The sequence below is a fragment of the Qipengyuania qiaonensis genome, from assembly GCF_019711515.1.
GTDB classification, from domain to species: Bacteria; Pseudomonadota; Alphaproteobacteria; order Sphingomonadales; family Sphingomonadaceae; genus Qipengyuania; species Qipengyuania qiaonensis.
The window spans coordinates 113425-126317 of sequence record NZ_JAIGNO010000006.1 but is presented as its reverse complement, the minus strand read 5'-3'; the positions used below and the strand labels follow the sequence as shown (position 1 = coordinate 126317).

Sequence of the window (12893 nt, the reverse complement as noted above, 5' to 3'; positions counted from 1 at the left end):
TATCCGAGGCTGCCCTTCTCGGTTTGTGTCCCCGTTGTGGGGCGAAGACCATGTTCGACGGTATGCTCGCATTCTCGGAAAGGTGCGGCATCTGCGGTCTGGGTTACTCGCGCTTCAATGTCGGCGATGGACCTGCCGCATTGCTCACGCTGGCAGTCGGTACAATCACAGTCGCTCTGGCAATTTGGGTCGAGCTTTCCTTTGTCCCGGCATGGTGGGTTCACGTCCTCATATGGATTCCGGTGACTTTCGCGCTCGTACTTGGGGGGTTGCGGATAACCAAAGCCTGGCTGCTGGCGAGCGAATACCGCAACGACGCTCGCGAGGCGGGAAGCAGGGATATCTGATGCGCGTTCCGATCCTGCCGACTATTCTCGTCGCGGCGGCAGTCGCGACCATGATCGCACTTGGCATCTGGCAACTCGGCCGGATGGAAGAAAAGGAAGCGCTGATAGCACGAGCGGAACGGTCGCTGGCGCTATCGGAGAACGTAGAATATCCACGCGATCCCGCCGTGCTGGAGGAAGTCCTCTATCGCCGTAGCAACATCGACTGCGTCCAAGTCGACGGCATCACCACCGTGGCCGGAACCAGCCTGCGCGGAGAAAAGGGCGTGGCCCAGCGCGCGACATGCACCCTCGCAGATGGAGGCCGTGCGATTGTCGACCTCGGTTTTTCGCGTAATCCTGCTCCTGTCGATTGGAGTGGGGGCGAGGTGCGAGGAACGATAGCTCCGGGCGGCAGGCTCGTCGCGGTGGATGAGATAGCAGGGCTTCAAATGCTTGCGTCACCCGATCCGCGCGACCTTCCCAACAATCACCTTGCCTATGCCGGGCAGTGGTTCTTTTTCGCGCTGACGGCGCTGGTAATCTACATTCTGGCGCTGCGGCGCCGGAAGAGCGGCTGAGCTACTTGTACATCCCGTCGCGCAGGTTGATGTCGTATTCGACCCACGCTTTGAGAGCGGCAAGCATCTGGCTCCATCCCATGCAGTTGCCATAGCTGCCCTTCAGCGCGGCCTCGGTATCCCGCCAGCCCTCTTCGGCAATCTCGACCAACGTCCGTTCGGGTTCTCCGTCCACCGGCTTGAAGGTCATGGTCACCGTGACATTGTAATCGGCATCGGGCTCGTTCGCCTGCCATTCGAGGACGATTCTTTCGTCGGGGACGACCTCGATCACATGGACCGGGAAGGTGCCGGGGAAATCATGGAAATCCCACGTGACCGTTTTTCCCTCTTCAAGCCGGCCGACGGCACCGCCGGTGGTGAAATAGCAGGACAGCTTGTCCGGATCGGCCACCGCCTCGAACACCTCGTGCACCGGCTTCGAGATATGGGCGAAAACGCGAAACCTGAGTTCCATGGACAGCTCCTCTTGAGTCGCGTTCAATTATGTTATAAAAAGATAACATATCAACCGATACCGAACTCGACGCCGTTTTCAAAGCACTCGCCAATCCGGTGCGGCGCGCGATCTGCGATGCGCTCCGGCCGCGACCGCTGACGACCAAACAGGTCTGCGGCGCGTTCGAAGATTTGGATCGCACTACGGTGATGATGCATCTGCGTGTGCTCGAGAGGGCCGGGCTGGTCGTGCCGGTGCGCAAAGGGCGCGAACGGTTCAACCACCTCGATGCCATGCCGATCCAGGCGATACACGATCGCTGGATCGGTCCGCATGCGGCACACGCAGCCAGGGGTCTTGCGCGGCTCAAGACCGAGCTGGAAGCGGCGGATGACAAGCAAAAGCTAGCAGCGGACTAGTCCCGCTTGCTTGCCCGGGAACCGCCGCGCCGCTAACCGCCGGACACGATGCAATATGTCTCTACCCGTGGCAGCGCGCCCGCGCTCGATTTCGCCGGCGTCACGCTGGCCGGCCTCGCCAGCGATGGCGGTCTCTACGTGCCCGAAAAATGGCCGCGGCTTTCTCCGGACGAGATCGCCGCGATGCGCGGTCTGCCGTATGCCGAACTCGCCGCGCGGATCATGCAACCCTTTGTCGGCGAATGCCTGACGCCCGAGCGGCTGCGCGAGCTGACCGATAAAGCCTATGGCCGCTTCGCCCATGCGGCCGTGACGCCGCTGACTCAGCTCGACGAGCGGCAATGGCTGCTTGAGCTGTTCCATGGCCCGACGCTGGCGTTCAAGGACGTGGCGCTGCAAATGCTCGGTCTGCTGTTCGAGGAATTCCTCGCGCGCGAGGATGGCAGCCTGACCATCGTCGGCGCGACCAGCGGGGACACGGGCAGCGCGGCTATCGACGCGGTGGCGGGTCTGGACCGGGTCGAGATATTCATGCTCCACCCCAAGGGCCGGGTGAGCGATGTCCAGCGCCGCCAGATGACCACGGTTCGTGCGCCCAATGTCCACAATATCGCCATCGACGGGTCGTTCGACGATGCGCAGGCGATGGTGAAGCGGATATTCGCGGACGAGAGCGTCACGGCGAAGCATCGTATCGGCGCGGTCAATTCGATCAACTGGGCACGGCTAATGGCGCAGGTGGTTTACTACTTCGCCGCCTCGCTGCAGCTGGGTGGGCCTGAGCATAAACTGGCCTTCAGCGTCCCCACCGGCAATTTCGGTGATGTCTTCGCGGGCCATGTCGCGGCGCGCATGGGCCTGCCGATCGAGCGCTTGATTGTGGCGACGAACACCAACGACATCCTCCACCGAGCATTATCGAACGGCGATTATTCGACCGGAACGGTCACCCCGACTTCCGCACCGAGCATGGATATCCAGGTCAGCTCCAATTTCGAACGCCTGCTGTTCGATGTCGGTGGCCGCGATGGAGCGGCTTTGGCAGAACAAATGCGTGGCTTCGAGACTAGCAAGGCGATGCAACTGACCAATGCGCAGCGCGATGGGGCGGCCGCACTCTTCACCAGCATGCGTGTCGACGAGGACGACATGGCGCGCGCCATGCGCTGGGCTTGCGAGGAATGCGCAGAGATCGTCGATCCGCATACCGCCATTGGCCTCCACGCTGCACGGAATGTGCAGCTGCCCGCCGATGTTCCGGTGGTTACGCTGGCAACGGCGCACCCGGCAAAATTCCCTGATGCAGTCGAACGCGCCACGGGTTCGCGACCAGCCTTGCCCGCGCGGGTCGGCGATCTCTTCGCGCGCGAGGAAGCCTTTATCGAGCTACCCGGAACCTACGAAGCGGTGCGCGGACACATTCTGGGACACGCCGCCTGATGGCAGAACTGGTTCGCGACCCGGTGCTGATGGTGGGTGAAGGCTGGGATGCCTATCGCCTGCTCGACAGCGGCAATGGTCGCAAATTCGAGCAATACGGGCCCTACCGGTTCGTCCGCCCTGAACCGCAGGCTATGTGGTCCCCCCGGCTGCCCGAATGGGACGCGCATGGCGAATTCGTCCCCGGCAGCGACGAGGATGGCGGGGGCCGCTGGCAATACTCCAAGGAGGTTCCCGACGAGGGCTGGGAACTGGGCTGGGGTGACGAGGCGCGCTTCATTGCGCAGTGCACCCCCTTCCGCCATCTCGGTTTCTTCCCCGACATGGCCCCGGTGTGGAAGTGGATGGGCGAACAGCTCGGCGATGTCACCGATGCCGAGACCATGAACCTGTTCGGCTATACCGGCGTCGGCACGCAGGCGCTCAGCCGCTTCGGGCGTGTCACCCATGTGGATGCGAGCAAGAAGTCGGTCGCACAGGCGCGCGAGAATGCGGCGCTGGCCGGGCTCGACGATCGCCCGATCCGCTGGCTGGTCGAAGATGCGATGAAATACACGGCGCGCGAAGTTCGGCGGGGCCGGCGCTATGACGGTATCATTCTCGACCCGCCCAAATTCGGGCGCGGGCCGGATGGCGAGGTGTGGCGGCTGGAAGAGGGCCTGCCCGGCCTCGTGTCCGATTGTCGCCAGTTGCTCGATGCCGACAGTCGCTTTCTCTTCCTCACCGTCTATGCCGTGCGGATGAGCAGCCTCGCGCTGGGCGGGCTGCTCCAAGAAGTCTTCGACGGACTTCCCGGCAGGATCGAGCATGGCGATCTCTCGGTCCAGGAGGACGGTTCCGGCCGCCTGCTCCCGACCGCGATCTTCGCGCGCTGGTCCAATCCGCGCTAAAGCGCCCGCAATGAACGATTCGCTGATCCTGGAAGTGGCCGAATTCGAGCACGACGTGCTCACCGGCATCTATTCGGAAGAGACCGGCCGCCCGCAGCCGCTGCGCTTTACCATTCAGGTGCGGATGAAGCCGTTGCACCGCTATGAGGCGGACACTTCGCTCGACCACTCCAAGAACTACATGGATCTGAAATTCGCGGCTTCGGAGGCTCTGCCCGAAGGCGTGCATTTCAAGCTGATCGAAGCAGTCGCCGATCATGTCTGCGAAACGCTGTTCCTCCAGGATAAACGCGTCGAGGCAGTCACCGTGAAGATCGTCAAACTCGCCATTGCCGAGGCGAACGAGAAGATCGGCATCACGCTTCACCGCGAGCGGCGCGAATGAAGCGCATAATGGTCGACGGTTTGCCCGACGACCCGCTTGCCGCTGCGGGCGTCTTCCACCAGCATTGGCTGGGGCATGTCGAAGACGTGCTGGTCAGGGGGGAGGACGTGATGTTGCAGCTTCCCGCCGCCGATTATACCCACCGCGAGTGGCGGCGCGCGATCGTGGCCGGGCTCGCGCGCAAACACACGCCGCGCCGAATCAACATGGTCGCGGGCGAGGGCGATGCGGTCGATGCGACGGACACTTATCTCGCCCATGCCCCCGGCATTACCGGACAGTATCTGGAGACCTGAGCGATGGGCGTGCGCATCCTCTTCCTTGGCCCGTTGAGCGACCTTGCCGGAGGATCGGAACGGGAAGTCGCAGCTCCGCTCGACTGGGCGGGGCTGCTCGACCATGTCGGCCCGGACATTGCCGAGCAGCTTGGCGAAGCGCGCGTGAACGTCGCTTGCGGCGGAAAGGTGCTGGCCGACAAGACTGCGCTCCACGCGCAGGATGGGGACGAGGTGGCGTTGCTGCCACCGGTGAGCGGTGGCTAGGATGACCCTCTCGACGCCGCGCGATGTGCGATTGCTCGATCAGGGGCTGTCGGTCGGCGAGGCGCTGGCGGCTTTCAATGCGGCGCATGGCGAAGCGGGCGGGATCGTCTCCTTTCTCGGCAAGGTGCGCCCCGAAGGCGACGTGAAGGCGCTCGAGCTCGCGCATTACGAGCCGTTGACGCTACCCGGTATGCGGGAATTGACCGAAGAGGCTTTCGAACGCTTTTCGCTCGATGGGGCGCTGGTCTGGCACCGGGTTGGTACGATGACGCCGGGAGACACCATCGTACTGGTCGCGGCAGCAGCACGGCATCGACGCAACGCTTTCGAGGCGGCGGATTTCCTGATGGACCACCTCAAATCGGCCGCGTGGTTCTGGAAGCGTGAAAGACGCAGCGATGGCTGGCACTGGATCGAGCCCCGCGGGCAGGACCATGCCGATCTCGCGCGATGGAAATAACCGGCTTCTGCCCTAGCGGACCTGCGCACGAAGGCGTTCGAGCACGGTGTCTTCTTCGCTGACCAGGGCGATGACCGTATCGCGGGCGGCGGCGATCGCCGATGCATCCTCCCCCTGGACTGCCGTTGCGGTATAGAGCGTATCGAGCTCGCCCAGAACGATCGCCGCGTTGCTGCGGGCCGAATCGAGATCGGCAAGGGCGATCTGGGCGGCCGCCCAGCTATCGCTGCCGATGCTGTTGCCGGACGCGGCCTGCACCCTGCGTTCCGCCGTGGGGACGACTTCGGTGAATGCGGCATGGGCTTTGCGCGCCTCTTCCACCAGCGCGGCCAGGCCTGATTCGGTATCGGTGCCTCCGTCCATTTCGATCTGGGGGACCTCGATCTGCGGGCCGGGTACGGGTTCGAATGTCCCTTCTGCCCGTTCCACATCGCGCACGGCCAGCGAAGGGTAGCGACCCGAGGACGCGCCGGCGCAGCCCGCCAGCAGGATTACGACTAACGGGAGGGCAATATGCTTGCGGTCGATCATCGGGCTCTCCATATCACGCGCGTCGCCGCACGCCAGCGAGGATGCAAATTTCCTCGCAGCAAGCGTTGACTTGGGCCCTCCTTTCGCCTAACGGCACGCTTCTTTCCGGGGCTGCCCATGGCGGCCTGACGGGTGCGCCGTAATTTCGTAAGAATGCGGCACAGCAATTTGAACGAGAGATACGTACCATGTTCGCAGTAGTGCGCACGGGCGGCAAGCAGTACCGGGTTGCCGCCGGAGACAAGATCGCGGTTGAGAAGCTGGCAGGCGATGCCGGTGACACCATCACGCTGGGCGACGTCCTGCTGGCTGGCGAAGGCGATAAGCTTTCGGACGCCGGCAAGGTTACCGTTTCGGCGGAGATCATTGCGCAGGCCAAGAGCGAAAAGGTCGTCGTTTTCAAGAAGCGTCGCCGCCACAACTATCGCCGCAAGAACGGTCACCGCCAGCAGATGACCCTGCTGCGCATTACCGCGGTTGGCGATTCGAAGGCCGAGAAGAAGGCCGCTCCGAAGAAGGAAGCGGCTCCGAAGGCGGATGCAACCGAGAAGAAGGCTGCTCCGAAGAAGGAAGCTGCTCCGAAGAAGGAAGCTGCCGAAAAGGCTCCGGCCAAGAAGGCAGCGCCCAAGAAAGCTGCCGCCAAGAAGACCGAAGACAAGAAGTAAGGAGCGCGAACGATGGCACATAAGAAAGCAGGCGGTTCGTCGCGTAACGGTCGTGATTCGGCCGGTCGTCGTCTTGGCGTGAAGAAGTTCGGTAGCGAAAACGTCGTCGCCGGCAACATCATTGTGCGCCAGCGCGGTACCAAGTTCTATCCGGGCGCCAATGTCGGCATGGGCAAGGACCATACCCTGTTCGCGCTTACCGACGGTATTGTGCGATTCCACAAGGGCAAGCTCGACCGTAAATTCGTCTCGGTCGACATGATGGCAGAAGCCGCCGAATAACCGGACGCTCCGATAACGGGATCGTCCAAACGGGACGGTCCCAGCCGGGTCCATGATCCGGCAGCCGAAGAGGGAGATGGGACCTTTCCGTTAAGGAAGGGAGCCGTCTCCCTCTCGTCGTTTCTCCCTCTTCAATTTCGCGGTGAAATTTTCTTTCACCATCACGCAATTGTCACGCGTCCGGCCTAGGAGCCCGGAGCGTGGAGATTTGGGGAGAATACCGATGTTCCATGTCACCGAAAGGCTGCTGTTGCGGCCTGCCTGGCCCGAAGATGCAGATGCGCTGTTCGGCGGAATCGCCGATGAAGGCGTCGTCCGCAATCTTGCGAGCGCGCCTTGGCCCTATCTCCCCAAACATGCGGACGAATTCGTGATGCGCGATGCGCATCCGTTCTACCCGCGCTTCCTGATTACCTTTCCGACACCGGAAGGATCCGAGATCGTCGGTTGTGTCGGGATAGATCCAAGCGAGAGCGGTAAAACCGAACTCGGGTACTGGATCGCACGTGCGCATTGGGGGCGTGGTTTCGCCAGCGAGGCCGCCCAGGGTATGCTCGAAGTCGCGCGGCTGCTTGGCCACCAGAGCATCGAAGCGGGGCATTTCATCGACAACCCGGCTTCGGGCAAGGTGTTGCGCAAGATCGGCTTCGTGCCGACGGGCAAGGTGGTTCCGCGCCACAGCAGGGGGCGGGGGGCAGAGGCGCCCTGCGCGCTCTACCGCCTAGTTCTGACCGGATGCACGGCAGTTCCGTCGATGGCGGCCTGACAAATGAAAAGCCCCGCGATCCGGTCGCGGGGCTTTCATGTTTCACGGGTCGTTTCTACTCCGCGGGCATGAGGGCATCGGGAAAGTCGCCTTCATAGACCTCGATCAGCTTGCGATCGTCGTGGTCCCAGGGATGGAAACCGGGCTTGAAATAGGCCAGCCATTCCGGGAGAATCCGCCGAACGACGCCTGGGCTCACGGTCAGGTACCGGAACAGACCCCAACGTGCCTTCCAGCCGACAATGCCGTCCTGCGCCAGCAGGTTCATGCTGTCCTGCCAGCGATTGCGGAAGAAGCGGCCGGTGACGAGCAGCATCATCAGGCTGCGGACTTTCCAACGCTTCCATGCAGACCAGTCGCGCGTGGCGTGGTTCCAGGTATCGAAAGCGACACCCTTGTGCTCGATCTCTTCGGCGGCATGCCAGCGCCACATGTCGCGAACCTCGGCGTCGGCATCCGCGAAATGCGCCTCGTTGGCCAGAAACTCGGCGGCCATCATGGCGGTGTAGTGCTCGAGCGCCATGGTCGCGGCGAGATTGAGGATCTCCGGGCGGCCTTTGAGTAGTTGCAGCATCTCGGCCACGCGCTGGTCGATCGCCTTGATGTCGTAGCCGTGGTCTTCGGCCAACCGGTTGAAGGCGATATGTTCGCGCGTGTGGTTGATTTCCTGTTTAACGAAAGCGCGAATCTCGCTTTCGAGTTTGGGATCGGCACCTTCGCGAAAGGCTTTTACGGATTCGATGAAGAACGCCTCGCCCCGCGGAAAAGTGGCCGACAAAGCGTTGTGCCAGGCAGTGCCGAAGGGCTCGCCAGCCCACCAGCGGCGTGGTGTCGTCCCGCGATTGAAGCGTTCGTCTCGCACGGTGATCGTGAGATCTTCGGGAGTCGGCGCGAATTTGCGGGTGTCGGTATCGATGGAAACGGGGGCGTTCATGGAAAGCTCCACAGTGGTTACTGACAAGCGTGTAAGTAGCGCTTACTTACATAACTGTCAATAAGAGGCGGTTAACGGCTTTCCCACTGTCGATGAATGCTTTAGTCTTTCCACGCATATGGCCACCCGAAAACGACTTTCTCCGGAGGAATCGCGTCTTGCCGCGCTCGAGGCGGCGCGTTCCCTGCTCATCGAAACGGGGCCGCAGTCAGTCACGCTGAAGGCGGTGGGCGGGCGAATCGGGCGTACCCATGCGAATCTGCTACATCATTTCGGATCGGCTGCGGGCCTGCAAAAGGCGCTGGCCGGCCACCTCGCAGGCACAGTCTGCGACACGATCATCGATGCCGTCCGGGCGAGCCGGGCGGGGCTGGGTTCACCGCGCGAGGTGGTCGATCTCGCCTTCGATGCGTTCGACAAGGAAGGCGCCGGGGCGCTTGCCAGCTGGATGATCCTGACCGGCAACGAAGATGCGCTGACGCCCATTGTCGAAACCATTCATCAACTGGTCGATGAAATCGCCCCCGAAGAGGCTGCGCATGGCGTCGCGCCGATGCAGGTGCATGAGGAAACGCTGGCGCTGGTACTGATGGCGATGGGCGATGCGCTGATCGGCACAGCCCTGTCGCGGTCGCTGGGGCTGCCGGAAACCGCCGCCCGCGACCGGGCGGAGCGCATGCTCGTGCGATCGATGGAGATTACCGTTCCGAAGTGCTGAGCGACACGCGCACCCATTCGGGAGCAACTTCCGGGTCGATATCCGCAATCCGCAAATGATCGACCGCCAGGCCCAGATCTGGATATTCCACCTGGCGCTGTTTTTCGTCGGACTTGTCGAGCGGGACCACCACCAGCCGCCGGTTGACTTTGCTCCGCCAGTTCATCCGGGCGGTGTTTTCCTGTCCGACATAGCAGCCTTTGGAGAAGCTCACTCCGTGTAGTTCGACGGCGTTCGTCTCGAGCCACAGGATATCGCCCAGCTCGGCGCTGCCTTCTGCAACGCCGAGGGCGAGGCGATGGGCCAGCCATGCTGCGTCGGCTGCTCCATTCCCCTCGCTCGCCGGAGCCAGCCAGCGCTGGCCCAATGCGCCCAGCCGCGGATCGGCGGCTCCGCCATCGCCCATTTCGCGCTGCCAGTGCACCCCGACCGCAGCGTCGACAGCAATCTCGATCTTCCTCCGCAGCCGATAGAGCGAGAGGCGTTTGACCAGATCCTGCGCCAGCTCCGCCTCGCAATCGATCAGCAACTCGCCAGTGACGCCCGGCCACACGATGAAATCGAACAACGTCTTGCCCTGCGGCGTCAACAGTCCGGCGTAAACGGGCAGCGTGCCGGTCACATCGTTGGTGACGAGACCCTGGAGGAAGGCTGCAACGTCCTCCTCCGGATCTTCGGTCGACAGGCGGATCACGGCGCGGCTGGTCAGGCAGGTGGCGGTCATGGGTGACAGATAGGCCGCTCGTCGTCATAGGCAACCGCATGGTCGAATCGCTGACAATCCGCCGCCCCGACGATTGGCATCTCCATTTCCGCGATGGGGATACGATGCGTGCCGTGGTCCCCTACACCGCCCGCCAGTTCGCGCGAGCGATCGTCATGCCGAACCTCGCCCCGCCGGTCACGACTACGGCGCTGGCTGCCGCATATCGCGCGCGGATCGTCGAAGCGGTCCCCGAGGGTATCGACTTCACGCCGCTGATGACCGCCTATCTCACCGACGAAAGCGATGCCGACGATCTGGCCGCGGGACATAACGATGGCGTGCTGACCGCGGCCAAGCTCTATCCGGCGGGCGCGACGACCAATTCGGCGCACGGCGTCACCGACATCGCGAACATTATGGGCGTGCTCGAACGCATGGCGGATATCGGTATGCCGCTATGCGTCCACGGCGAAGTGACCACGCCCGATATCGATATCTTCGACCGCGAGGCGGTGTTCATCGACCGCGTGCTCCAGCCGCTGGTCGATCGGCTGCCGAACCTGCGAGTCATCTTCGAACACATCACCACCATGCAGGCGGTGAGTTTCGTGGAGGGCGCAGGGCCGAATATCGCTGCGACGATCACTCCGCAGCATCTCCATATCAACCGTAACGATATCCTCGTCGGCGGGATCAGGCCGCATATGTACTGCCTGCCGGTCGCGAAACGCGAGCAGCATCGCCTCGCCCTGCGCGGTGCGGCTACCAGCGGCTCGCCTAAATACTTCCTCGGCACCGACAGTGCACCGCACCATCGCCACGACAAGGAAAGCGATTGCGGCTGCGCAGGCATCTTCAATGCGCCCGTTGCACTCGAAAGCTACGTCAAGGTGTTCGAAGATGAAGGCGCGCTGGAGCATTTCGAGGCTTTCGCCAGCCTCAACGGCCCTGCCTTCTACCGGCTGGCTCCCAACGAAGAACGGATCACGCTGGAAAAGATACCGGTGGATGTGCCCGCTGAAATCGATGGCGGCGAAGCGCCCATCGTACCCTTCCACGCCGGCGAGACGCTCAGCTGGCGGCTGGCTTCCTAGATCGCGCCACGAGGTCCCACACGAAAATTCCCGCTGCCGCCCAGATGCAGGCGAAGCAGGCGATCTCGACCGGGTGGAGCGGTTTGTCGAAGGCCGTGAGCCCGAGGATGAAAACGATGCTGGGCGCCAGGAACTGGATAAAGCCCATCGTCGAATAAGGCAGCTTGCGCGCGGCAACGGCGAACATAAGCAGCGGGACGGCGGTGAGCACCCCGCCCAGCATGATGGCAAGGGTGAGCTCGGTTGAAATCGCAATGGACGAACCCTGCGACTGCGCGAAATACCAGGTTATCCCTGCCGAAGGGAGCAGCAGGAGGAGCGATTCGATGGTCAGGCCGGGGACCGAGCCGACATCGACCTGTTTGCGGATCAGCCCGTAACAGCCGAAGGTAAGTGCCAGGGCGAGGCTGATCCACAGGGTGGTCAAGGCACCTGCGGCGAGAAGCGAGACGCCGATTGCGGCAATCCCGACCGCGGCCCATTGCGGTCGCGTCAGTCGTTCGCCAAGCAGGATTGTGCCGAGCAGAACGTTGATGAGCGGATTGATGTAGTAGCCGAGGCTGGCGGCATAGACCTCGCCCATCTGGATCGCCCAGACATAGACCACCCAGTTCATCCCGATCAGAGTCGCACTGATGGACAGCCAACCCATCGTTCGGCGGTTCGCAAGGGCTGCACGCAGGTCCGGCCATTGCTTTCGCACAAGCGCGATCAGGATACACAGCGGCAGCGTGCAGATGATCCGCCAGCCCACGAATTCCAGCGCCGGGACCGTCTTCACGAGAATCAGGTACAGCGGCAGGAAGCCCCAGACGATGTAGGCAGCGAAGGCGGCAGCAAGCCCCGTTCGATCATGCTGTGGTGGGGCATTCGCGTTCATCGGCTCGCGCTAGGCGGCTCGAAAAGGGCCTGCAAGCATCATTTCGTCGACGCCGGAAACTCGCTTCATCGATAATTTCAATTCTGACAGCGGCGTTGCATATCGTTCATATTGAACGGCGTAAAGCTTAACGACATCGACGGAATCACCCTCCGTTCGCTGGAGAAAGAAAAGGAAGAAGCCATGTCGAAACTTCTCAAATCCGCCTCGATCGCGCTCGCTACTTCGGGTCTGGCGCTGGCGATGCCCGCAAGTGCCGCACCCGCCATGCATGCCTCCCCCGGGGCCCATGTCGCAGCGACCGGAGACATGACGTTTCAGCAGTATCGCGATCGCTACGACCGCCGTTATCGCGACTACCGCGGCTACGACCGGTATGACTCCCGTTATGACCGCCGCTCCGCGCGCAGGGATCGCGATGTCTGGCGCGGCCAGGACGGACGCTATTACTGCCGCCGCGACAACGGCACCACCGGTCTTGTGATCGGCGCGGGTGTCGGTGCGCTGGCTGGCCACGAAATCGCCGGACGCGGCGATCGCACGCTCGGTGCGATCCTCGGCGGTGCGGCAGGTGCGCTGCTTGGTCGTACGATCGACCGTTCCGGCAGCCGCTGCGAGTAACGATCTGAAGGGTTCCGGCCGTGCCCACCCGCGGCCGGGAATCACGGTTCCCACCGAGCCGTGAGGGCGTCGTCCGATCTCCTGCGGGAGGCGGGCGGCGTCCTTTTTCTGTTGCGAGGAGGCATGTCCCGCTATGGTGCAGGCGATTCCGCCGGGCTGGAGTTCGAAGCCCGATCGGCGCTAGTCCCGCGGCATACCAAGCCGAAAGGTCTTT

General features: G+C 62.8%; 20 protein-coding genes. 15 read left to right on the top strand and 5 right to left on the bottom strand.

Annotated features, from left to right (window positions below):
- Window positions 1-50 precede the first annotated feature (50 nt).
- Both K3174_RS11070 and K3174_RS11065 read left to right on the top strand, forming a co-directional pair.
- Window positions 51-347, top strand: a complete 297-nt coding sequence (locus tag K3174_RS11070) for a DUF983 domain-containing protein (RefSeq protein ID WP_345719632.1) — start codon at window positions 51-53, stop codon at window positions 345-347.
- Window positions 347-907: an SURF1 family cytochrome oxidase biogenesis protein gene (locus K3174_RS11065; protein ID WP_221558334.1), complete on the top strand. Its 561-nt coding sequence runs from the start codon at window positions 347-349 to the stop codon at window positions 905-907. The genes K3174_RS11070 and K3174_RS11065 overlap by 1 nt, the downstream gene beginning before the upstream one ends.
- Window position 908: 1 nt before the next feature.
- Here K3174_RS11065 and K3174_RS11060 read toward each other — a convergent pair whose 3' ends face one another.
- Window positions 909-1364: an SRPBCC family protein gene (locus K3174_RS11060; protein ID WP_221558333.1), complete on the bottom strand. Its 456-nt coding sequence runs from the start codon at window positions 1362-1364 to the stop codon at window positions 909-911.
- A gap of 98 nt (window positions 1365-1462) precedes the next feature.
- Between K3174_RS11060 and K3174_RS11055 the strand changes: the two genes are divergently transcribed.
- Genes K3174_RS11055 through K3174_RS11025 form a run of 7 tightly spaced genes read left to right on the top strand, consistent with a single transcriptional unit; the run spans window position 1463 to window position 5482 of the window.
- Complete coding sequence (locus tag K3174_RS11055; protein WP_345719631.1) at window positions 1463-1765, top strand: ArsR/SmtB family transcription factor; 303 nt, start codon at window positions 1463-1465, stop codon at window positions 1763-1765.
- A 48-nt stretch (window positions 1766-1813) separates the two neighbouring features.
- Complete coding sequence (thrC, locus tag K3174_RS11050) at window positions 1814-3205, top strand: threonine synthase (RefSeq protein WP_221558332.1); 1392 nt, start codon at window positions 1814-1816, stop codon at window positions 3203-3205.
- Complete coding sequence (locus K3174_RS11045) at window positions 3205-4095, top strand: RsmD family RNA methyltransferase (protein ID WP_221558331.1); 891 nt, start codon at window positions 3205-3207, stop codon at window positions 4093-4095. Before thrC ends, K3174_RS11045 begins: the two co-directional genes overlap by 1 nt.
- Window positions 4096-4105: 10 nt before the next feature.
- Complete coding sequence (locus K3174_RS11040) at window positions 4106-4480, top strand: dihydroneopterin aldolase (protein WP_221558330.1); 375 nt, start codon at window positions 4106-4108, stop codon at window positions 4478-4480.
- The gene (locus tag K3174_RS11035) at window positions 4477-4776 is read left to right on the top strand and encodes a Rossmann fold domain-containing protein (RefSeq protein ID WP_221558329.1); all 300 of its coding nucleotides are present in this window, start codon (window positions 4477-4479) and stop codon (window positions 4774-4776) included. Before K3174_RS11040 ends, K3174_RS11035 begins: the two co-directional genes overlap by 4 nt.
- Window positions 4777-4779: 3 nt before the next feature.
- Window positions 4780-5022, top strand: coding sequence for a MoaD/ThiS family protein (locus K3174_RS11030; RefSeq protein ID WP_221558328.1), 243 nt, complete (start codon window positions 4780-4782; stop codon window positions 5020-5022).
- A gap of 1 nt (window position 5023) precedes the next feature.
- Entirely contained in the window at window positions 5024-5482 is a 459-nt protein-coding gene (locus K3174_RS11025; RefSeq protein WP_221558327.1) for a molybdenum cofactor biosynthesis protein MoaE, read from the top strand.
- 12 nt (window positions 5483-5494) lie between these two features.
- On the opposite strand, the gene K3174_RS11020 is transcribed toward K3174_RS11025, so the two are convergent.
- Window positions 5495-6013 carry a hypothetical protein gene (locus tag K3174_RS11020; protein ID WP_221558326.1) on the bottom strand — a complete coding sequence of 173 codons (519 nt, stop codon included), beginning with the start codon at window positions 6011-6013 and terminating at the stop codon, window positions 5495-5497.
- Window positions 6014-6201: 188 nt separating this feature from the next.
- On the opposite strand from K3174_RS11020, the gene rplU reads away from it, so the two are divergent.
- The 3 genes from rplU (at window position 6202) to K3174_RS11005 (ending at window position 7726) form a co-directional block, all read left to right on the top strand.
- Entirely contained in the window at window positions 6202-6678 is a 477-nt protein-coding gene (gene rplU / locus K3174_RS11015; protein ID WP_221558325.1) for a 50S ribosomal protein L21, read from the top strand.
- Between the two features lie 12 nt (window positions 6679-6690).
- Window positions 6691-6960, top strand: coding sequence for a 50S ribosomal protein L27 (rpmA, locus tag K3174_RS11010; protein ID WP_221558324.1), 270 nt, complete (start codon window positions 6691-6693; stop codon window positions 6958-6960).
- 223 nt (window positions 6961-7183) lie between these two features.
- Window positions 7184-7726, top strand: a complete 543-nt coding sequence (locus tag K3174_RS11005; RefSeq protein WP_221558323.1) for a GNAT family N-acetyltransferase — start codon at window positions 7184-7186, stop codon at window positions 7724-7726.
- Between the two features lie 55 nt (window positions 7727-7781).
- Here K3174_RS11005 and K3174_RS11000 read toward each other — a convergent pair whose 3' ends face one another.
- Entirely contained in the window at window positions 7782-8660 is an 879-nt protein-coding gene (locus K3174_RS11000; RefSeq protein WP_221558322.1) for a metal-dependent hydrolase, read from the bottom strand.
- A gap of 118 nt (window positions 8661-8778) precedes the next feature.
- Here K3174_RS11000 and K3174_RS10995 point away from each other — a divergent pair, with 118 nt between their 5' ends.
- Window positions 8779-9378 carry a TetR/AcrR family transcriptional regulator gene (locus tag K3174_RS10995; RefSeq protein WP_221558321.1) on the top strand — a complete coding sequence of 200 codons (600 nt, stop codon included), beginning with the start codon at window positions 8779-8781 and terminating at the stop codon, window positions 9376-9378.
- Here K3174_RS10995 and ygfZ read toward each other — a convergent pair.
- Window positions 9359-10102 (bottom strand): CAF17-like 4Fe-4S cluster assembly/insertion protein YgfZ, encoded by a 744-nt coding sequence (gene ygfZ, locus K3174_RS10990; RefSeq protein WP_221558320.1) that lies wholly within the window; start codon window positions 10100-10102, stop codon window positions 9359-9361. The genes K3174_RS10995 and ygfZ overlap by 20 nt on opposite strands.
- A gap of 38 nt (window positions 10103-10140) precedes the next feature.
- On the opposite strand from ygfZ, the gene pyrC reads away from it, so the two are divergent.
- Window positions 10141-11178, top strand: coding sequence for a dihydroorotase (pyrC, locus tag K3174_RS10985; RefSeq protein WP_221558413.1), 1038 nt, complete (start codon window positions 10141-10143; stop codon window positions 11176-11178).
- Here pyrC and rarD read toward each other — a convergent pair.
- Entirely contained in the window at window positions 11156-12058 is a 903-nt protein-coding gene (gene rarD / locus K3174_RS10980) for an EamA family transporter RarD (protein ID WP_221558319.1), read from the bottom strand. The genes pyrC and rarD overlap by 23 nt on opposite strands.
- Window positions 12059-12241: 183 nt before the next feature.
- Between rarD and K3174_RS10975 the strand changes: the two genes are divergently transcribed.
- The gene (locus K3174_RS10975; protein ID WP_221558318.1) at window positions 12242-12679 is read left to right on the top strand and encodes a glycine zipper 2TM domain-containing protein; all 438 of its coding nucleotides are present in this window, start codon (window positions 12242-12244) and stop codon (window positions 12677-12679) included.
- The last annotated feature ends 214 nt before the right edge of the window (window positions 12680-12893 follow it).